The 18,525-nt window shown below is 70.6% G+C and carries 16 protein-coding genes; 5 read left to right on the top strand and 11 right to left on the bottom strand.

Annotated elements, in window-relative coordinates; all coding sequences use genetic code 11:
* Positions 1 to 13: 13 nt before the first annotated feature.
* Entirely contained in the window at positions 14 to 223 is a 210-nt protein-coding gene (locus tag EDD90_RS12405) for a putative quinol monooxygenase (protein ID WP_123973063.1), read from the bottom strand.
* Between the two features lie 170 nt (positions 224 to 393).
* Here EDD90_RS12405 and EDD90_RS12400 point away from each other — a divergent pair, with 170 nt between their 5' ends.
* Positions 394 to 1,803 carry an RICIN domain-containing protein gene (locus EDD90_RS12400; RefSeq protein WP_123973062.1) on the top strand — a complete coding sequence of 470 codons (1,410 nt, stop codon included), beginning with the start codon at positions 394 to 396 and terminating at the stop codon, positions 1,801 to 1,803.
* A gap of 7 nt (positions 1,804 to 1,810) precedes the next feature.
* On the opposite strand, the gene EDD90_RS12395 is transcribed toward EDD90_RS12400, so the two are convergent.
* Together EDD90_RS12395 and EDD90_RS12390 are read right to left on the bottom strand one after the other, a co-directional pair.
* Entirely contained in the window at positions 1,811 to 2,884 is a 1,074-nt protein-coding gene (locus EDD90_RS12395) for a pectinesterase family protein (RefSeq protein ID WP_123973061.1), read from the bottom strand.
* Between the two features lie 40 nt (positions 2,885 to 2,924).
* Positions 2,925 to 4,604 carry a rhamnogalacturonan lyase B N-terminal domain-containing protein gene (locus tag EDD90_RS12390; RefSeq protein ID WP_123973060.1) on the bottom strand — a complete coding sequence of 560 codons (1,680 nt, stop codon included), beginning with the start codon at positions 4,602 to 4,604 and terminating at the stop codon, positions 2,925 to 2,927.
* 199 nt (positions 4,605 to 4,803) lie between these two features.
* Here EDD90_RS12390 and EDD90_RS12385 point away from each other — a divergent pair, with 199 nt between their 5' ends.
* Both EDD90_RS12385 and EDD90_RS12380 read left to right on the top strand, forming a co-directional pair.
* Entirely contained in the window at positions 4,804 to 5,871 is a 1,068-nt protein-coding gene (locus EDD90_RS12385; RefSeq protein WP_123973059.1) for a rhamnogalacturonan acetylesterase, read from the top strand.
* A gap of 75 nt (positions 5,872 to 5,946) precedes the next feature.
* Positions 5,947 to 7,644, top strand: coding sequence for a DUF2264 domain-containing protein (locus EDD90_RS12380; RefSeq protein ID WP_123973058.1), 1,698 nt, complete (start codon positions 5,947 to 5,949; stop codon positions 7,642 to 7,644).
* A gap of 148 nt (positions 7,645 to 7,792) precedes the next feature.
* Here EDD90_RS12380 and EDD90_RS12375 read toward each other — a convergent pair whose 3' ends face one another.
* From EDD90_RS12375 to EDD90_RS12365, 3 genes are read right to left on the bottom strand one after another with little or no spacing between them, the layout of a single operon-like run.
* Positions 7,793 to 9,178: a hypothetical protein gene (locus EDD90_RS12375; RefSeq protein ID WP_123973057.1), complete on the bottom strand. Its 1,386-nt coding sequence runs from the start codon at positions 9,176 to 9,178 to the stop codon at positions 7,793 to 7,795.
* Between the two features lie 52 nt (positions 9,179 to 9,230).
* Complete coding sequence (locus EDD90_RS12370; protein WP_123973056.1) at positions 9,231 to 9,911, bottom strand: alpha/beta fold hydrolase; 681 nt, start codon at positions 9,909 to 9,911, stop codon at positions 9,231 to 9,233.
* Positions 9,904 to 10,494, bottom strand: a complete 591-nt coding sequence (locus EDD90_RS12365) for a TetR/AcrR family transcriptional regulator (protein WP_123973055.1) — start codon at positions 10,492 to 10,494, stop codon at positions 9,904 to 9,906. Before EDD90_RS12365 ends, EDD90_RS12370 begins: the two co-directional genes overlap by 8 nt.
* 188 nt (positions 10,495 to 10,682) lie before the next feature.
* Here EDD90_RS12365 and EDD90_RS12360 point away from each other — a divergent pair, with 188 nt between their 5' ends.
* The gene (locus tag EDD90_RS12360; RefSeq protein WP_260327828.1) at positions 10,683 to 11,942 is read left to right on the top strand and encodes an MFS transporter; all 1,260 of its coding nucleotides are present in this window, start codon (positions 10,683 to 10,685) and stop codon (positions 11,940 to 11,942) included.
* 13 nt (positions 11,943 to 11,955) lie between these two features.
* Here EDD90_RS12360 and EDD90_RS12355 read toward each other — a convergent pair whose 3' ends face one another.
* From EDD90_RS12355 to EDD90_RS12335, 5 genes are all read right to left on the bottom strand, one after another.
* Positions 11,956 to 12,756 carry an ABC transporter permease gene (locus EDD90_RS12355; protein ID WP_123973053.1) on the bottom strand — a complete coding sequence of 267 codons (801 nt, stop codon included), beginning with the start codon at positions 12,754 to 12,756 and terminating at the stop codon, positions 11,956 to 11,958.
* A 5-nt stretch (positions 12,757 to 12,761) separates the two neighbouring features.
* Positions 12,762 to 13,565 carry an ABC-2 family transporter protein gene (locus EDD90_RS12350; RefSeq protein ID WP_123973052.1) on the bottom strand — a complete coding sequence of 268 codons (804 nt, stop codon included), beginning with the start codon at positions 13,563 to 13,565 and terminating at the stop codon, positions 12,762 to 12,764.
* Positions 13,566 to 13,567: 2 nt separating this feature from the next.
* Positions 13,568 to 14,581 (bottom strand): ATP-binding cassette domain-containing protein, encoded by a 1,014-nt coding sequence (locus tag EDD90_RS12345; RefSeq protein WP_123973051.1) that lies wholly within the window; start codon positions 14,579 to 14,581, stop codon positions 13,568 to 13,570.
* A gap of 182 nt (positions 14,582 to 14,763) precedes the next feature.
* The gene (locus tag EDD90_RS12340) at positions 14,764 to 15,999 is read right to left on the bottom strand and encodes an ROK family transcriptional regulator (protein WP_123973050.1); all 1,236 of its coding nucleotides are present in this window, start codon (positions 15,997 to 15,999) and stop codon (positions 14,764 to 14,766) included.
* A gap of 93 nt (positions 16,000 to 16,092) precedes the next feature.
* Positions 16,093 to 17,346: an FAD-binding protein gene (locus EDD90_RS12335; RefSeq protein ID WP_123973049.1), complete on the bottom strand. Its 1,254-nt coding sequence runs from the start codon at positions 17,344 to 17,346 to the stop codon at positions 16,093 to 16,095.
* A 151-nt stretch (positions 17,347 to 17,497) separates the two neighbouring features.
* On the opposite strand from EDD90_RS12335, the gene EDD90_RS12330 reads away from it, so the two are divergent.
* Positions 17,498 to 18,505: a hydroxyacid dehydrogenase gene (locus EDD90_RS12330; protein WP_123973048.1), complete on the top strand. Its 1,008-nt coding sequence runs from the start codon at positions 17,498 to 17,500 to the stop codon at positions 18,503 to 18,505.
* Positions 18,506 to 18,525: the final 20 nt, after the last annotated feature.

Raw genomic sequence — 18,525 nt, 5'->3', positions numbered from 1 at the left:
CGACGCGGACCGTTCAGACGCCCAGACCGCCCACGACGGTCGTCTCGCGACTGGTGAACTCGCCGGTGAGCATCGGCATGGCGGCCGCGATCGCCTCCTTGGCCCCGGGTGACCGCAGGGACGCGTCGTGGTGTTCCTTCGACTCCCAGACCTCGGTGACCACGATCGTGTCCGGGTCGTCGGCGGCCAGACCCACCCGGCGGCGGACAGGCCTCGATAACACAAATCCGGCCCGTCCGTGATCGGCTGGAAATCGCTTTCCCCCTTGTCACGTCAGACCCGTTGACCCGCGCGTAACACACCCTTACCTTTTCGGCGATCACAACGTTCGCCATACCACATGCCGTTCGGAATCCCGAACCGCATGCCTTCCCCCCAAGGAGCGTGTGTGAGATGAGACGTGCGTACGCGATCCTGCTGTCCCTCTGTATGGCGGTGATCGGCGCCCTGGCCACCGCGGGACCGGCCGCGGCCGCCTCCCAGACCGTCACCAACGGCACCCAGTTCACCGACAATGCGGGCGACATCGTGCACGCCCACGGCGGCGGGGTCATCAAGGTCGGCAGCTACTACTACTGGTTCGGCGAGGACCGCAACTCCGACAACACCTTCAAGTACGTGGACGCCTACCGCTCCACCGACCTGAAGACCTGGGAGTTCCGCAACCACGTCCTCACCCAGTCCTCCGCCTCCGAGCTCGGTACCGCCTACATCGAGCGCCCGAAGGTCATCTACAACGCCTCCACCGGCAAGTTCGTGATGTGGATGCACAAGGAGAACGGCGTCGACTACAGCGAGGCCAAGGCCGCCGTCGCCGTCTCCGACACCGTCGACGGGAACTACACCTACCAGGGCAGCTTCCAGCCGCTCGGCCAGTACATGTCCCGGGACATCACGACCTTCGTCGACACGGACGGCACCGCCTACATGGTCTCGGCGGCCAACGAGAACTACGACCTGCACATCTACAAGCTCACCTCCGACTACACCGCCATCGACAGCCTGGTCGCCAACCCGTGGGCGGGCGGCCACCGCGAGGCCCCGGCGCTCTTCAAGCGCAACGGTGTCTACTTCATGCTGACCTCGGGCGCGACCGGCTGGAGTGCCAACCAGCAGGAGTACGCCACCGCGACCTCCCTCTCGGGCCCCTGGACGTCCTGGTCGACCGTCGGCGACTCCACTGCGTACAACTCCCAGACCGCCTACGTCCTCCCGGTGAGCGGCACTTCGGGCACCTCGTACCTCTACATGGGCGACCGCTGGGGCAACTCCTTCGGCGGCACGGTCAACGACTCCCGTTACGTCTGGCAGCCGTTGACCTTCCCGACCGACACCTCGATGTCGATGTCCTGGTACCCGGAGGTCTCCATCGACACCGCCGCCGGCACGATCAGCGGCACCAGCGCCACGTACAACACCCTGATCGCCCGGCACAGCAGCAAGTGCGCCGACGTCCCTAACCAGTCGCTCTGGGAAGGCATCGCGATCAGCCAGTACACCTGCAACAGCGGCACCAACCAGAAGTGGTGGTTCAAGGACCTCGGCACCGGCTACTACGAGCTGATGGGCCGGGGCAGCTCGCTCTGCCTCGCGGAGAACTCCACCGACGTCACCCAGGAGGACTGCACCGGCGCCACCACCCAGCAGTGGTCGGTGGTGCCCTCCGGCTCCTACGTCAACATCAAGGCCCGGACGACAGGTGAATGCCTGGACGTGAGTGGTGCGTCCACGGCCAACTCGGCCGCCATCATCACGTACACGTGCAACAGCGGCACGAACCAGCAGTGGACGCGCGGTAGCTGAGGCCGAATCAGCCGACGGGACTCCAGCCGTCCGTACCCGCCAGGTACTTCTGGGCCGTGTAGCTCGCGGCCTGCGAGTTGGTGAGCTGCGGGCGGTTGGAGTTCACGCCGGCCCCCGCCCCGGTGTTCTTGTACTCGAAGAAACGGGCGTTCTTCCAGGAGTAGCCGCTCATGTCGGTCCATGGTCCGGCGGTCTTCACGGCCGCCGGCAGGGAGGTCTGGCGGATCACCAGTTGCCCGACGGCGTCCGACGTCGGATGCCAGGGGCGGCCCAGGTAGTAGGTGTTGGCCGCCGCGGAACTCGTGATGCTGCTGCCGGTGACCAGGATGCCGTACGTCTTCGCGGAGCTGGTGTCGGGTGCGGCGAGGAAGCCGTTGAGGCCGCCCGCCGCGGCGCCCGAGTCGCGCAGCTGGATGTTCACCCGGTCGTAGACGGCCGTCGCGTTCCCGAAGATGAAGTCCACGTCCCCGGTGACGAAGGACGAGGAGAAGTACTGGCGGTACTGGCCGGTGGCGGACGGCGCCCAGTTCAGCACGGTGTCCTGGCGGCTGATGAACCGGTCGTTGCGGAAGGTCTGCCGGTCGCCCTGCGCGGTCACGGCGACGGCCTGGGTGTCGGTGAAGTCCGGGTGGGCGTCCTTGTTGAAGGTGTTCTGGACCGTCAGGCCGGTGACGGTCAGGTTGTTCGCGGAGAAGGTCGCCACCGAACTGCCCAGCGTGCCGTACTTGTTGCCGCTGGAGTCGGTGTAACCGGCCGCGCGGTCATAGGTGCTGACGACGTCCTCGGAGTTGCCGGTGGCCCCCTTGAGGGTCAGCCCGGTCTTGGTCGTCGGGACGTTGACGATCTCCTGGTACGTGCCCTTGGCGATGGAGATCGTGTCACCGGCGGAGGCCGCGTTCACCGCCGCCTGGACGGTGGTGTACATCCCGGAGCCGTCCTTGGCGACGGTGAGGGTCGACGCGGCCCGGGCCGGTCCGGCCAGGGACACCGCGGCGAGCCCGAGGGCCGCCGCGGTGCCGGTGACGAGCGCCACGGGGCGACGCCTGGCGTGGGCGGGGGGTTGGTCGTTGGAAGCGGTCATGCCCTCAAGTCGCCGCCAGGCCCCGGAGGGTTGCCGTGGTTCAGGCGAGCAGGTCGATCGCGTCGATCGAGGTGCCGGCGCTGAGGAAGGACGTCGTACCGGAGCCGCTGGCCACGGAGATCTTCAGCGTGTTGTAGGAGCTGGTGTCCGTCAGCCAGGCGGACGCCGGGACGCTGTAGGTGAACGTGTTGTTGTTGCCCCGGTAGGAGCCCACGGTCAGCGAGCGGGTGCTCGGCTGGGTGGGCGCGGCGGGGACGGCGGAGGTCCAGGTGTCGTTGACGACGACCTGCGGCCGGCCGTTCGCGTAGGCCGTCGTCACACCGATCCTGAGGGTGTGCGCGGCGGCGGCCTGGGCGGCGGTCAGCTTGAAGTAGACGATGATCCCGCTGTTGACGTCCTTCCACAGGTAGCAGGGGAAGGACGAGGTCTCGGTACCGCTGCCGATGACCACGTTCCCGGTCCAGGACGCGGCCCGGACGTCCGACGGATGCGCGTACGTCATCAGGTCGGCGTTCTTGAACCCGCTGGGCGTGCCGTCCCAGTTGTTGATCCGCCAGATCGCGGAGGCGTTGCTGGGATCGTTGGAGGACGCGATCGCGATCGTGTTGAGGGTGGTCGTGGCACCCGCAGTCACGGTCACCGAGCCGGTGTAGACGGCCAGTTCGCCCTTGAAGACGGTGAGGGTGTACGTCCCCGGCAGCACCCCCGCGATCGAGAAGTAGCCGTCCGACGAGCGTGCCGAACCCCAGTACTGCGCGACCGAGTTGGCGAGCCCCACCGTGTACGCGTAGGCCGTGTCCCGCCCCGAGATGCCGACGCCCGCGACCCGGCCGCGGCCACTCGCGGAGACGTACCCGGAGATGCCGAGCGAGTCCGCCCAAGAGGTGGTGAGGGTGCCCGCGTACAGCGAGGAGGAGGGCGCGCCGCCGTCCGTGAGCGCGATGACATACGGGCCCTGGAGGCCGAAGCGCTCCGGCTCGGTCTGGTTCTCGCCGTAGTACAGGATCTCGTACAGCCCGCCGCCGTCGGCGCTCTGGTGGCGCAGCAGCGAACGGTAGAACGGGCCGCCGGACGCCTTCTCGTGGTTGCTGCGCACGATCCACAGGCCGACGCTGCCGGTCGTCCAGCCGATGTAGTTGTAGTCCATCACCCGCAGCTTCGAGTAGTGCTTGGCGCGGGTCTGGCCGTCCGACTTCTCGAAGATGTCCGCGGACTCGATGACGGTGGGCGCGTAGGTGTAGGAGTCCGGCTCGTCGTTGAGGAACAGGCCGGCCTTGACGCGCACGATGTAGCGGGTCGCGGTGACCGAGTCGTCGGCCTTGTTGGTCCACAGGTACACGTTGTTCTCGCCGCTGCGGGCCGCGTAGTAGTGCTTCAGCGTGCCGTACGTCACCGAGATCAGGATCGTGGAGCCGGACTGGGCGATGGTCACGGTGGAGGTGCCGAGGCCCGACTCCACATGCGAGTTCTTGCCGCCGTAGCCCTGGTACTCGGTGCCTTTGTAGGCCAGCGAGGTCAGGTCGCCGTTGGTCTTGCTGACCTTGAAGACGAGGCTGGCTCCGGTGTCGACGACGTAGTTGGAGCCGTCGTCCGACCAGCCGAAGCTCGCGGCCGAGGCGCTCGTCGCCAGCGGTCCGGCCAGGGCCGCGGTACCGGCGGCGGCCGCGCTGCCGAGGACGAAGGTACGGCGTCCGAGCGATCTCCCGTTGGATCCGGACATGGGGGTGCCTCCTTCGGTGGGGCGGGGGTGCGGGTGTCTGTGAGAGTGACAGTTGAATCGATTTCGCGAAAGGGCTTTCGCCTTCATGGGGTTGGCAATCTTGTGAAAACGGTCCAAGGTCTAGAAAGCGCTTGTGAGTGGCGGTACGGTCCCCGCCAGGCCCTGTCGGTGTGACTGTCCCGTGACGGAGGAGTCCCGAGTGAGACGTTTCAACGGTGTTCGTGTCGCCGCCCTTGCGGCGGTCGTCCTCGGCGCCTGCCTGACGACCGCTCCCGCCGCCCAGGCCCACGACCGGAAGCCGCCGCCCAGCATGCTCGGCATCGAGAACTGCAGCGCGACCGCCTGCCACTTCGACGTCCCGGCAGGGAACTACGACGTGACGGTCCGGCTCGGCGGCGACGCCCCGTCCAGCACGAGCATCAGCGGCGAGACCCGTCGCTCGCTGCTGCCGGAGACGGCCGCCGACGCCGGGCAGCGCGTCACCCGCGCCTTCACCGTCAATGTCCGCACGCCCGAGGGCGAGCCGACCGGACCGGACGGAACTCCCGGCCTCGACCTGGCGATCGGCGGCTCCGCACCCGCACTCGCCGACATCCGGGTCACCCCGGCCGCGCGGCACACCCGGCAGCTCTTCCTCGTCGGCGACTCCACCGTCTGCGACCAGCCCGCCGCCCCCTACACCGGCTGGGGGCAGCAACTCCCGCAGTTCCTCCGCAAGGGCGTCGCCGTCGCCAACTACGCCGCCTCGGGCGAAAGCACGGTGACCTACCTCCAGAAGCCCCAACTCTGGAGTACCGTCCAGCCGTTGATCCGCCCGGGTGACCTGGTCCTGATCCAGCTGGCGCACAACGACAAGACCACGGACGAGGTCACGTACCGGACGAATCTGGAGACCCTCGTCGCGGGCGTACGGGAGAAGGGCGGGCGGCCGGTTCTCGTCACGCCGATCGTGCGCCGCTGGTTCAACGCCGACGGCACACTGAACAATGACATCGCGCTTCTGGTCAACGGGCTCGGCGTCAACCATCCTGAGGTGATCCGCTCGGTCGCCGCCGCCGAGGACGTTCCGCTGATCGACCTGACGGCGAAGACCAAGGCGCTGGTGGAGTCCCTCGGCGTGGAGGGCTCCAAGGCGCTGTACCTGTACAACGAGAAGAAGGACAACACGCACACCTCCGCATACGGTGCCACCGTCTACGCGGGCCTGGTGCGTGACGCGCTTCTCGCCCAGCACCTGGTGCCCCGGGGCACCGTGCGGGTGGGATGAGCCCCTGGGGCGCCCCGACCGGAACCGGGGCGCCCCAGGTTCGAACGTCGAACGGCACGAGCGGAAAGAGCCCCGATGCAGCTGCCTCCCGAGGACCGCGGTCCCAGCCCGCGCACCGGCTACACCCGCGCCCACTGGGAGGCGGCGGCCGACGCGCTGCTGGCCGCCGTGGAGCCGTACGCCACCGCGGACCGCGCCCTCTACCACTTCCCCGGCGACCACGGCAGTTGGTCCGGCCGCCTCTCCGACGGCCTGGAGGGCTACGCCCGCACCCTGCTCCTCGCCGCCTTCCGCCGCGACGAGACCGCCCTGCAGCGGTACGCGGACGGTCTCGCGGCCGGCGTGTCGGGAGTCTGGCCGCGCATCGAGGACCGCAGCCAGCCGCTGGTCGAGGCCGCCTCGATCGCCCTCGCCCTCCGGCTGACCCGCCCGCTGCTCTGGGACCGGCTGGACGACGCCGTACGACAGCGTGCGGCGGCCTGGCTCGCCGACGCACTCACCGCCGAACCCTGGCCCTGCAACTGGGAGTTGTTCCCGGTGATGGTCGGCGGCTTCCTGGCCGGGATCGGCCACGAGCCGGAGGCCGCGCGCAAGGCGGTCGACCACGGCCTGGCCCGCATCGAAGAGTGGTACGTCGGCGACGGCTGGTACACCGACGGCGACGGCCGCAAGTTCGACTACTACAACGGCTGGGCGATGCACCTCTACCCCGTGCTGCACGCCTGGCTCGCCGACGACACGGACCTGCTCGACCTGTACGGCGGCCGCCTGGAACGCCATCTCGCCGACTACGCCCGCCTGTTCGGCGGCGACGGCGCCCCCATGCACCAGGGCCGCTCCCTGACCTACCGCTTCGCGACCACGGCCCCGCTGTGGCTGGGCGCGCTCACCGGCCGTACGCCCCTCGCCCCCGGGGAGACCCGGCGACTGGCCTCCGGCGCTCTGAAGTACTTCCTGGACCGGGGCGCGGTCGACGGACGGGGTCTGCTGACCCTCGGCTGGCACGGCCCCGACGCGGCCGTCCTGCAGGGCTATTCGGGCCCCGCCTCCCCCTACTGGGCGAGCAAGGGCTTCCTCGGCCTGCTGCTGCCGCCGGAGCACGAGGTGTGGACGGCGACGGAGGAGCCGGGGCCCGCGGAACGCACGGACGCGGTCACGCCCATCACCCCCGCCAACTGGCTGCTCCAGTCCACGCGTTCGGACGGTGTGGTCCGCCTCCACAACCACGGCAGCGAGGACGTCCGCTACGACCCGTACTACACCCGGCTCGGCTACTCGACCGTGACGGAGCCCTCGGCGTCGTACGACAACAGTGTGATCCTCGGCGGCGATCCGAGCCGGACGGAGATCGAGCCGCTGGGCGTCGGGGAGGGCTGGGCGGCCTCGCGGCACTCGGCCGCTTCGGGAGCCCGGGTGACGAGTGCCGTGCTGGTGCGCGGGGCCGTGGAGGTGCGTGCCTTCCTCGTGTCGGGGGCGGAACCCGGGACGTCGGTGCGGGTGACCGGGTGGGCGGCAGGTGAGGGCCTCCGGGCCGAACTGCTGCCCGCCGTGGGCCTCGACGACGGGCTGACCGGGGTCACGGGGGAGGGCGACACCCTGTTCGTCGCGCTGAGCCGGCTCACCGGGGCGGCGGATGTCGAGCCGTTGGGGGAGCTGGTGGCTGTACGTGTTGACGGAGAGCGGGAGTTGACGGTGCTGTGGAGCGAGGGTCCCGGCCTGCGGGTGCGGTGGCAGGGGTCCGGGGTGGATGTGGAGGACATCGCGCGGGACTGAGCCGCCTCGGGCCCCGAGGTCGACCTCCGGCCTGGTGGAACAGCTAGGTCGCGGCGCCTTGGGACCGTCGAGTGGCCGGCCGCCGATCCGGCGCAGCCCGTGAAGGTCATGCGCCGGACGGCGGAGGCACTCGGGACGGCGGCTCACGTCACGGCGTGAGGCGGGCGATCCGCAGGGTCGTCGTGGTCGGTGACGATCCGGTGAGCGGGGTGCCGTAGGCCGGGGTGACGGGCGCATAGGCCCAGGTGAGGGAGCCGTCCTTGAGGACCGCGATGTCGCCGGTGATCCGCGCGCTCACCACGTTGTCCGCGCCCACGAACTTGCCGGTCCAGTCGACGAGTCGCAGATGCGTTCCCGTGAAGGTGCCCGTGCAGGTGCCCGCCGAGCACTTGGCGTTCTTCAACGACTCCCAGGAGACCAGGAGCTTGTCCTTGCCGTACGGCGCGACGTGCACGTTGACGTTCTCGACCGTCCTGGCGCTGGTCAGGTAGATCGCCTTGCCGGGGCCGGAGTTGCGGTTCTTCAGGAAGGCGATCGCGACCTGGTGGGTGGCGGTCTTCGGGGTGACCGACCAGCCGCGGCCGCTGCTGTCGGCGGAGTTCTTCTTGGCAGAGGCGGCGCCCCGGGAGGCGAACGCGGTCGCGTACCTGCCGGTGGACGACTTCACCAGGTCGCCGGTGCGGCTGGGGAAGGTACCACCGCAGTACCCTGCCCAGCACTGCTCCCGCTGGACGACCGGGGCCACGTCCGGGGCGCCGATGCCGGTGGAGACGAACAGGCCCGAGCGCCAGTCGTCGAAGCAGAGGGACGTGAAGGCGCCGGAGGTCTCGGCGTGCAGGGCTATGCCCTCGTTGTGGCTGCAGCCCCAGCTCCAGCCGCCGCTCAGCTTCGTGCCCTTGGCGCTGACGTACGACAGCTTGTCGCCGTAGTGCCCGTCGGCGAAGCCGCCCGCGCCGTGCACCACGAAGTAGGCGCCGTACTTGCTGCCGTTCCAGGTGAGCTGCCCGTCGAGGGTCGGGGAGGTGTCGTGGGAGGCGGTACCGGTGAGCTTGGTGGACCAGGTCTTCTTCCCGCCCGTGTAGCGGACGATGGCGGCGGCCGTGTCCTTCCACTTGTTGGTGTCGGCGACCCGGGTGAGGAGGGCGAAGCCGTCGCTGTGGGCGACGAGTCCGCCGACCTCCTTGGCGCCCTTGACGACCGTGTCGGCTCCGGACCGCTTGCCGGCCGTCGTGAGCAGGGTGACATGGATGCCGTCGGCGGCGGGCCAGGCGACCCGGATGGTGCCGTTGGGGGCGACCGCGGTGGCGGTGCGGTTCCACTCCCGGGTGTTGTTGTAACCGGCAGAGAGATAGGGGTACTTGGCGCTGAGGGCCACCGCTGTGGACGTGACCTTGAGATTCGGGGTCGTGGCCGCGCCGGAGGTGCCGGCGTACCAGGCGCCGGCCAGCAGTCCGCCGGCCGCGAGGGCGCCGATCGCCGGCTTGCGGAAGGCGTGGGCCCGGCGGTGACGTGTGGTGCGTCGCGCGGTTGTCATGCCCTGTGGTTGCCGCCGGCGTCCGGAAGGTTGCCCTGCCGGACCCGGGTTCTCACTCCGCGAAGATCTGCGCGATCCGCTCCGCGAACGAGCCGGGGTGTTCGAGGGTGCCCAGGTGGCCGCCCGGGAACTCGGTGAAGGTGCCGCCGGTGTGCTGGGCGACGGACTCCGCTGTCCTGTGCAGGAGTTGACCGCGGGAGTCGGTGCCCGCGGCCACGGTGAGGCGGGGCAGGCCGTCCTGCGGCCGGTAGGTGGTGAACGGGCGGAGGACATGGGCGAGGAAGACGGAGAACGGCGTCACCGCCCCGGAGTCCGGCCGTCCGCCGTCGAGTTGCCCGATCAGTTCGGCCCGCAGACGGTCGCCGTCCGGCAGCAGGGTGACGCACGGCGGCTCATGGGCGATGACGTGCCGCAGTCGGCCGGGACTGCGGGCCAGCAGGTCGAGGGCGGCGATACCGCCGGCGCTGGTGCCGAAGACGTACGCCGAGTCGCCCTCCGCCAGTACCTCCTCCAGCACCTGGTGCGCGCCCCCGCTCCAGTCCGCGACGCGCTGGTCGGCGAACGTGTCGCCCAGCCTGCCGTGGGCGAGGCCGAGGGGGTCGTAGGTCACGACAGTGAAGTGCGGTGCGAGGTGCTCCGTGAGCGGCCCCAGGCCCATGGGGTGGCCGGCGCCGCCCGGGATGGTCAACAGGACGGGGCCGCTGCCGGTGACGTCGTAGTACAGGTCAGACACGGTGGTCGTGCTCCTCTCGGGGCCAGTGTTCGAGTGCGATGTGCAGGGCGTCGATCGCCCGGTCCCAGGAGGCGCGGACGTCCCGCGGTGCGTTGAAGCCGCCGCCGGCCTCCAGGGCGCAGTAGCCGTGGAAGGCGGCGCGCAACAGGCGTACGGCGTCGGTGAGATCGGGCTCGGCCAGGCCGTAGCCGCGCAGCATGCCGTAGGTGATCTCCACCGTGCGGCGCATTTCGGGGGCGTCGGGGTCGACGAGCGTCGGGTCGATCCGGATCTGGGTGGCCGCGTAACGACCCGGGTGGGCGAGGGCGTACGCGCGGTACGCGCCGGCGTAGGCGGCCAGCGCGTCCTTCCCGGAGAGCCCGGCCACCGCCGTCGCGATGCCGTCGATCAGCTCGCCGCCGGCGAGCAGCGCGAGCCGGTGACGCAGGTCCTGGAGGCTGCGGACGTGCGAGTAGAGACTCGCGTCCTTCACCCCGAACCGGCGGGCCAGCGCGGACAGCGAGACCTGCTCGAAGCCGACCTCGTCGGCCATCTCGGCCGCCGCAGCGACCAGCCGGTCGGCGGTGATTCCGGCACGGGCCATATGACACCTCCCTTGGATTCCTAGGTTGAATCCTAGAGTCCCTAGGTTTGGATGGCCAGGCGATTGTTCGCTGCCCGCCAGGGCGAGGGATGCCCGCGACCGTCGACACGGCTTCTCCTTGCGGGGGTTCGTCCCGTACCGGTCGTCATCGCGCGGAGCATAGGGTTGCCGGGACGGAAGGGGGTGCCGTGACGAACCGGGCGCGGCGCGTGGTGCCGGCGGCGCCCGAGCGTACGGCCGACGGCCGACCGCTCTGGAGACAGCGGGACTTCGGTTTCTTCTGGCTCGCCCAGACGCTGTCCGTCCTCGGGGACTCCTTCAGTCTGATCGCGCTGCCCCTGCTGGTTCTGCAGGCGACCGGCTCGGTGGCCCGGATGGGACTGCTCACCGGCGTCGGCGGTGCCGCGATGGTGCTGGCGGCGGTCTTCGCCGGTGTGGTCGTGGACCGTGTCGACCGCCGGAAGCTCCTCATCGCCTGCGACCTGGTCCGCATGGTCCTGTACGGACTGGTCCCGCTGGTCTGGCTCGCCGGACCGCGGCTCTGGCTCCTCTATGTCGTCCTGCCCTTGTGCGAGGCCGTCGGCATGCTCTTCGCCGTCGGGTACGTCACCGTCGTCCGCGGACTCGTCGGCACCGGCCGGATCACCGAGGCGAACGGCAGACTGAACGCCACGGCCGCCGTGGCCGGTGTCCTGGGACCGCTCGGCGCGGGCCTGGTGGCCGCCTGGGCCGGACCGGCGAACGCGGTGGCCGTGGACGCGGCCAGCTACGCCGTCTCGGCCGCCTGCCTGCTTCTCGTACGGCTCCGGGAGCGTGCCGGGGACGACCGGGCACCCAAGGACACGAGCGTGTGGCGCGACCTGCGCACCGGGATCTCGTACCTCGTCCGCCACCCCGTCCTGCGCTCGCTCACCGGCCTTCTCGCCGTCTTCAGCTTCCTCAGCCTCGGCATCAACGACCTGCTCATCTACCACCTCAAGCACGACCTCGGCCACGACGACGGCACGGTGGGCACGGTGCTGGCGGTCGGCGCCGTCGGCACGATCACCGGGGCGCTGCTGGTCGCCCGGCTCGTCCGCCGGCTGGGGTTCGGGCCGACCTGGATCGGCGCGACCGCGGTGTGCGGGCTGGCCTTCGCCGGGCTCGGCTGGGCGCGCACGGTCCCCGCCGTGGCCGCCCTGAGCGCGGCCTACCTGGCCTGTGTGGGCGTGGCGGGCACCTGCTCCATGTCCCTGCGCCAGGAGATCACCCCCGAGCCGCTGCTGGGCCGTGTCACCTCCGCGCACTGGACGCTCCAGTACTCGGTGGCCCCGGTCGGTGCGGCCGCCCTCACCTGGGCGGCCGAGCGGTACGGCACCGCCCATGTGGCCGCCCTGGCCGGGGCCTGCTGCGCCCTCGTCGCCCTCGCCGGCCTGTGCACCCCGATCCGCGGCGCGGGCCGCACCTGACAGCGCGGGAAGATCAGCCGTTCACCCCGGTGTAGTGGTCCAGCGCCCACCGCCACAGCAGCCTCGCGGCCAGGTACGCGAGCAGGCCCAGCAGCGGTGAGCTCGCCGCCAGCCAGTACGGGGCGCCGGTGCTGTGGCCGTGGCCGGTGAGGACCGCCGCCGGGAAGTAGGCGACGAAGGCGAGCGGGAGGCCGTAGGTGAGGAAGCCGCCGACCGCCCTCGGGAGGACGTTGAGCGGGTAGCTGCCGAAGGTGCCGAGGAGTTCCTCCAGCCAGCGGCCCCAGTAGTCGGCGGCCGGGAAGCGCAGGGACGCCGAGGCCACCACCGTGAACAGGGCCGCCTCCAGGAGCATGCCGCCGAGGACCGCGGCGATCAGATACGAGATCCTCCCCGGCGTCCAGTCCAGGTGGCTGCGGCTCAGCGCGCCCGCCATCAGGCCGACCGCCACCGTCAGGTCGCCGATCGCGTTGGTCGGGAAGAACTCCAGCTGGACCTGGCGGTAGACCGGGAGCGGGCGGAGGAGATACGCGTCGATCTTGCCTTCCTGGATGTGCCGTCCCAGACCGTGTATCCGGCCCAGGAACAGGACGAACAGACCGTGGGCCAGCATGCGGGTCGCCGGGATGAGCAGGACGTCCGAGCTGTCCCAGCCGCCCATCCCGGCGAACCGGGTCAGCAGCACGGTCGCGAACACGATCACCGACACCTGCCAGACCGCCCCGATCGCGATCATCATCAGGAACTCGGTGCGGTACTCCAGCTGGGCACGGAAGTTGAGCTGGGTGATCCGCCACATGATCCGTACGGAGTTCATGGACGTCAGCCTCCCTGGGCGATGACTCGACGGGCGGCGCGCCGCCACAGGAACCGGGTGAGGAAGCGCAGTCCGACCACCCAGGCCGCCTGGACGCCGAGCTGGAAGCCCGCCTCGGACAGTGGAATACGGCCCACGTACAGGGACAACGGCACGTTGAGCGTGGCCTGGAAGGGCAGGACGGAGCTGAGCGTCAGGAACCACTGCGGGAAGAACCAGAGCGGCGCGTACACCCCGGACATCAGGTTCTGCGCGAAGATCAGGATCAGCAGGGCCGCCGTGTTGCGCAGCGTCCAGAAGCACAACTGGTCGATGAGCAGCATGACGTAGTGCAGGACCCACTGGCCGAGGAGCAGGCTGAGGGCGAACACACCCGCCACGGCCGCCGATTCGGGGGGCTGTACGACCCCGGCCGCCAGGCAGATCACATATCCCGTGAATGCCCAGACGAAGCCGTACAGTTGCTCGCCCAGGGCGCGCAGTGCGTAGTAGCGCTGCGGGGAGAGCGGGCGCAGGTACCAGTAGACGATCGTGCCGTAGTACATGTGCTGGACGACCGTGTCCCGCGCAGCGTACTGGTCCAGCTCCCGCAGCCGGGAGGCCAGTACGGCCAGCACGGCGAAGGTGACCGCCTGGTCCCGGGAGAGTCCGGCCGTCGTACCGGTCTGGGCGTACAGGCCGTGCCACAGGGACGCGACCAGCACCACCTGTACGGTCAGCCGCAGCAGCGCGGCGGTGATGCGGGGCGGGGTGTACAGCTCGCCGAGCGGGGTGACCCGGGCGGCGCGCCAGGCGTACGTCAGTGCCATCGTCACACCGCCTCGGCCTTGGCCGCCGACCTGGCCTCGGCGTAGGCCGCCCGCATCACGTCCTCCAGGTCCGCCTCGTCCACCGCCACGCCGGTCACCTCGTACCGCTCGATGACCAGCTTCAGCGCCTGGTGGACGGTGGGCGCGGCCGGGCCGTCCGGGCCGAACACCACCTGCGGCCCGTCCCGGCGCACCAGCGTGATGCCCGGCAGCGGCCCGACCGGGGTGTGCGGGTCCGCAAGGGTGGCCCGCACCTGCCAGGTCGAGCCGAAGTCGCGGCGGATCTCGTCCAGGGTGCCGTCGAGCACCAGCCGCCCGTGGTTGACCAGCACCACCCGCTCGGCGAGCCGCTCGACCTCGGTCATGTCATGGGTGGTCAGCAGCACGGTACGGCCGCGCTCGGCCACCTGGTACCGCAGGAACTCGCGGACCTGCTCCTTCACCACCACGTCCATGCCGATGGTCGGCTCGTCCAGGAAGACCACCGGCGGATCGTGCAGCAGCGCGGCCGCGAGGTCGCAGCGCACCCGCTGGCCGAGGGAGAGGTGCCGCACCCGGGTGTCCCAGAACGCGGACAGCTCCAGCAGGTCATCGAACTCCCGCAGCCGGGCGGCGTGTTCGGCCTTCGGTACCTCGTAGATGTCCCGCAGGATCGCGAACGACTCCCGTACCGGCAGGTCCCACCACAGCTGGGTCCGCTGCCCGAACACCGCCCCGATGTTACGGGCGTTGCGCTCCCGCTCCCGGTACGGCACCACGCCCGCGACCCGGGCCTGGCCGGACGTCGGGGTGAGGATCCCGGTGAGGATCTTGATGGTGGTCGACTTGCCGGCGCCGTTCGGGCCGAGCAGGGCGAGGAGTTCGCCCGGGGAGACGTCGAAGGTGATGTCGGAGACCGCGTGTTTCTCGACCCGCTCGGGGTTGACCAGGGACCGCAGAGCGCCGGTGAAGCCCGGGCGCCGGACGGTGGTGTGGAAGGTGCGGGACAGACCGCGGACCTCGATGCTTCCGGCCACGCCGGGGCCTCCCTCGTTCCGTGCACGACGTACGGCCGGCCGGTTTGGGAGGCCGACCGGCCGTGGATACGTCTCGACGGTCGCAGAGCGCCGAAGAGCCCGGCAATGGATTAATCGACCCGCGATTTGGACTTATTCGATCACCGGGAGGGCGCTCTCGGACCCGGGAGGGCGGGCGCTGGTCAGCGCGAAGACGGCGCGGTACGGCCCGTCCGTCCCCCGTTCCGCAGCCCCACCGACCGCAGGGCGCCCTCCAGCGCGAACGTGGCCGCGCCCAGGCACACCGGGTCGGTGGGGATGGGGGAGAGGACGATCTCCATGGCGGCGAACGGCCGCCCCAGCGCGTGCCGCCGTACGGCCTCGCGCACCTCGTCGAGGAGCGGCTCGCCGAGCCTGCGGGCCACCCAGCTGCTGAGCACGACCAGTTCGGGATTGAGCAGGTTGACCAGGTTGGCGATACCGGCGCCGATGTAACGGGCCGTGTCCCGGACCACCTGGAGGGCGACCGGGTCGCCGTCCGCCAGACCCCGGGCCAGCGCGTCGATGGTCGCCGTCTGGTCCTCGGGGTGCAGCAGCGGGCTCTGCGGGCTCGACTCCCGCAGGTTCAGCATGATCCCGGGCGCGCCGACGTACGTCTCCACACAGCCGTGGTTCCCGCAGTGGCACAGCCGCCCGTCCAGCACGAGCGTCGTATGCCCCCACTCGCCCGCGCTGTTGCTGACGCCCCGGTGCAGGCCGCCGCCGAGCGCGAGCCCGGCGCCGACACCCGTGCCCAGGTTCACCACCACGGTGTCCCCGCGCCCCCGCGCCGCCCCGAACCACTGCTCTGCCACCGCGCAGGCCCGCAGCGGATTGTCCAGATGGAGGGGGTAGGCGATGTGTTCGGACAGCAGGGCCAGCAACGGCACGTCGTGCCAGTCCCAGTTGGGCGCGTACTCGGCGATCCCGGTGTCCCGGTCGACCTGGCCGGGCACGCTCACCCCGACACCGAGGACCCGCGCCCCTTCGACACCGGCCTGCGCCACCACCGAGCCGACCGCCGCGGCGGCATGGCCCACCACCTGCTCGGGCCGGTTCTCGCCGGGGCGGATGTTCTCCTCGGCGCGGGCCAGCACGTTCAACGCGAGGTCGAACAGCTCGACATGGACGTAGGTCTCCGCGATGTCGACACCGATCAGCGCGCCTCCCGACGCGTTGACCGCCACCAGCCCCCGGGGGCGGCCGCCCGCCGAGTCCTCGAAGCCGACCTCGGTGATCATCCGCAGTTCGAGCAGCTCGCCGACGAGGGTGGCGACCGTGGCCAGGCTCAGCCCGGTGACGGCCGCCAGCTCCTGCCGGGAGGTGGGCGACTCGGCGATGATGTGGCGCAGCACCTCGTAGCGGTTCGCGGTGCGGATGTCCCGTGATGTGTGCTTCACGCGGCGCAACGCTATGGGCTGCGAGGACTTTCGACAAGATATTAGGAAAAGGGTTTTATTAAGTCGCCCGCCCGTTCGGGGGCATCCGGTCCCTCACACGCCCAGTACATCCTGTACGAAGGGGTTCGCGAACTTCCCACCGGGGTCCAGGGTCCGGACCAGGGACCGGAAGTCGTCGAGCCGCGGATAACGGCCGCGGAGCAGTTCGGCGGGGGCGGTGTACACCTTGCCCCAGTGCGGCCGCGGGTCGAACGGCTCCAGTGCCGCCTCCAGTTCACGCACCACCGGCAGTACGGCCGCCGTGTCGTCGGTCCAGGTGAAGTGCAGGGCGACCGAGTCCCGGCCGTGGGCGGGGCTGAGCCACTGCGGATCGGCGGCGATCGTCCGCACCTCGCAGGTCTGCAGCACGGGGGCGACCGTCCGCCGGATGCCGTCGACGGCATGCAGCGCGTCGAGCGCCGTCGACCGCGGCAGCAGGTACTCCGACTGGAGCTCGTCCCCGCTGCTCGGTGTGAACTCCGCCCGGAAGTGCGGGAGTCGCTCGTGCCAGGGCCCCGGCACCCCGAACTGCTCGGTGCAGTTGCGGCCCGGCATGCCCGGCACCGGGTGCATCGCCTCCGTCGCGGGCGCGGCCCAGTGGAAGTCCACGGCGGGCCGGTCGGTGCGCCGCTTCACCCACACCTGCCTGAAGCCCGGTTCCCGCCAGTCGGTGAACAGGCTCACGCTGTACGCGGCCCCGGACACGGCGGTGAAGTCCAGCCCCTCCAGGGGCAGTTCGACGTACACCGTCTGCTCGACCCGGTACGCCGGCTCCAGCTCCAGGGTGAGCGCGGTGACGACACCGAGCGCACCCAGCGAGGTCACGGCGCCTTCGAAGCCGGCGTCCCCGCGGGCCAGGGTCCGCGTCGAGCCGTCGGCGAGGACCAGCTCCACCTCCCGTACCGGCGCCGCGAGCGACCCGTTGGCCACGCCGGAGCCGTGGGTGCCGGTGGCTACGGAACCGGCCACCGAGATGTGCGGCAGCGAGGCCATGTTGGGCAGCGCCAGGCCGTGCGCGTGGACGGCGCGGGCCAGTTCGGCATAGCGGACCCCGCCCGCGACCCGGACCGTACGGGCCGCCGTGTCCACCTCGATCGCGGAAGGCAGTTCGGCGATCGAGACCAGCACACCCGCCGGGCCCGGATCGGCGATGCGGTTGAAGGAGTGCCCGCTGCCCAGCACCCGTACCCGCGCACTGCCGGCCACCAGGGCCCGGAGCGCGTCGAGCGAGTGCGGGCGGTGGAACTCCTTCGCCGTGTAGGTGATGTTGCGCGCCCAGTTGGTGACCGTCTGCACCGGATCCGTCATCTCTGTCGTCCCATCCGTGTCGTCCTCCGTCGTCCTGCATCACACTCCGTCGTCCTCCGGGGAGTGCGTGTCCATTGACCCTCTCATTCGCCGAGACCTACGGTAGAGACCGGTTGCTATCCGCGCGTCACCGAGCCGGAAGGTCACTTCCTTGCCCGAGCGTCCCCAGGCACTGTTCGCCATGACAGCCGAGAACATGCCGCACATCTTTCCGCCGGAGGTGCTCGCGCGTCTGCGCGAGTGTGTAGAAATCGATCCCACTCTGGTGGCGCACGACCTCACCGATCCCCGGGTACGGGAGACGCTCGCCCGCACCGAGGTCCTCGTCACCGGCTGGGGCTGCCCGGTCCTCGACGTGGCGGCCCTGGACGCGGCGCCCAAGCTGCGCGCGGTGCTGCACGCGGCCGGCTCGGTGAAGGGGTTCACCACACCCGAGGTCTGGCGGCGCGGCATCGTCGTCTCCTCGGCCGCCGCCGCCAACGCGCTGCCGGTCGCGGAGTACACCCTCGCGATGATCCTGCTCGCCGGGAAGGACGTCTTCGCCTTCCGTGACCTGCTGCGCACCCGCCGCACCTTCCCGTACGGCGACATCGTCCCCGGCATCGGCAACTTCCACCGCCGCGTCGGCATCGTCGGCGCCTCTCGCATCGGCCGTCGACTGATCGAACTCCTGCGCCCGTACGACCTGGTGGTCAGCCTCGCCGACCCCTATGTCGACGAGGTGGAGGCGGCGCGCCTGGGCGTACCCCTGCTGCCGCTGGACGAACTCCTGCGCACCTCGCACATCGTCACCGTGCACGCCCCGCAGACCCCCGAGACCAGGCATCTCCTCGGCGCCCGCGAACTCGCCCTGATGCCGGACGGATCCGTGCTGATCAACACCGCGCGGGGTTCGCTCCTCGACCACGAGGCCCTGATCGCGGAACTGCGCACCGGCCGCCTCACCGCGATCCTGGACGTGACCGACCCCGAGCCGCTGCCCGCCGACTCCCCCCTCTTCGACCTTCCCAACGCCTTCGTCACCCCGCACCTCGCTGGCTCGCAGGGCAACGAGGTGGCGAGGCTCGGCCTCACCGTCGTGGAGGAGGCCGAGCGCCTGCTGGCCGGCGACGGTCTGCTGTACGCCATCGACCACTCGGTCCTGGAGCGGGCCGCGTGACGGCCGTCTCGTAGGGTGAC

Source organism: Streptomyces sp. Ag109_O5-1, assembly GCF_003814875.1.
Lineage (GTDB): Bacteria > Actinomycetota > Actinomycetes > Streptomycetales > Streptomycetaceae > Streptomyces > Streptomyces sasae.
Note: the sequence above shows the minus strand (reverse complement) of the source record. Positions and strands in the feature narration are given on the sequence as shown.

What these genes read in the sequence shown, in the direction of transcription:
- EDD90_RS12390 (WP_123973060.1), bottom strand. Translation starts at nt 4,604, where the DNA reads ATGTCCGGATCCAACGGGAGATCGCTCGGACGCCGTACCTTCGTCCTC.
- EDD90_RS12400 (WP_123973062.1), top strand. Translation starts at nt 394, where the DNA reads ATGAGACGTGCGTACGCGATCCTGCTGTCCCTCTGTATGGCGGTGATC.
- EDD90_RS12395 (WP_123973061.1), bottom strand. Translation starts at nt 2,884, where the DNA reads ATGACCGCTTCCAACGACCAACCCCCCGCCCACGCCAGGCGTCGCCCC.
- EDD90_RS12335 (WP_123973049.1), bottom strand. Translation starts at nt 17,346, where the DNA reads ATGACGGATCCGGTGCAGACGGTCACCAACTGGGCGCGCAACATCACC.
- EDD90_RS12365 (WP_123973055.1), bottom strand. Translation starts at nt 10,494, where the DNA reads ATGGCCCGTGCCGGAATCACCGCCGACCGGCTGGTCGCTGCGGCGGCC.
- EDD90_RS12355 (WP_123973053.1), bottom strand. Translation starts at nt 12,756, where the DNA reads ATGAACTCCGTACGGATCATGTGGCGGATCACCCAGCTCAACTTCCGT.
- EDD90_RS12380 (WP_123973058.1), top strand. Translation starts at nt 5,947, where the DNA reads ATGCAGCTGCCTCCCGAGGACCGCGGTCCCAGCCCGCGCACCGGCTAC.
- EDD90_RS12350 (WP_123973052.1), bottom strand. Translation starts at nt 13,565, where the DNA reads ATGGCACTGACGTACGCCTGGCGCGCCGCCCGGGTCACCCCGCTCGGC.
- EDD90_RS12375 (WP_123973057.1), bottom strand. Translation starts at nt 9,178, where the DNA reads ATGACAACCGCGCGACGCACCACACGTCACCGCCGGGCCCACGCCTTC.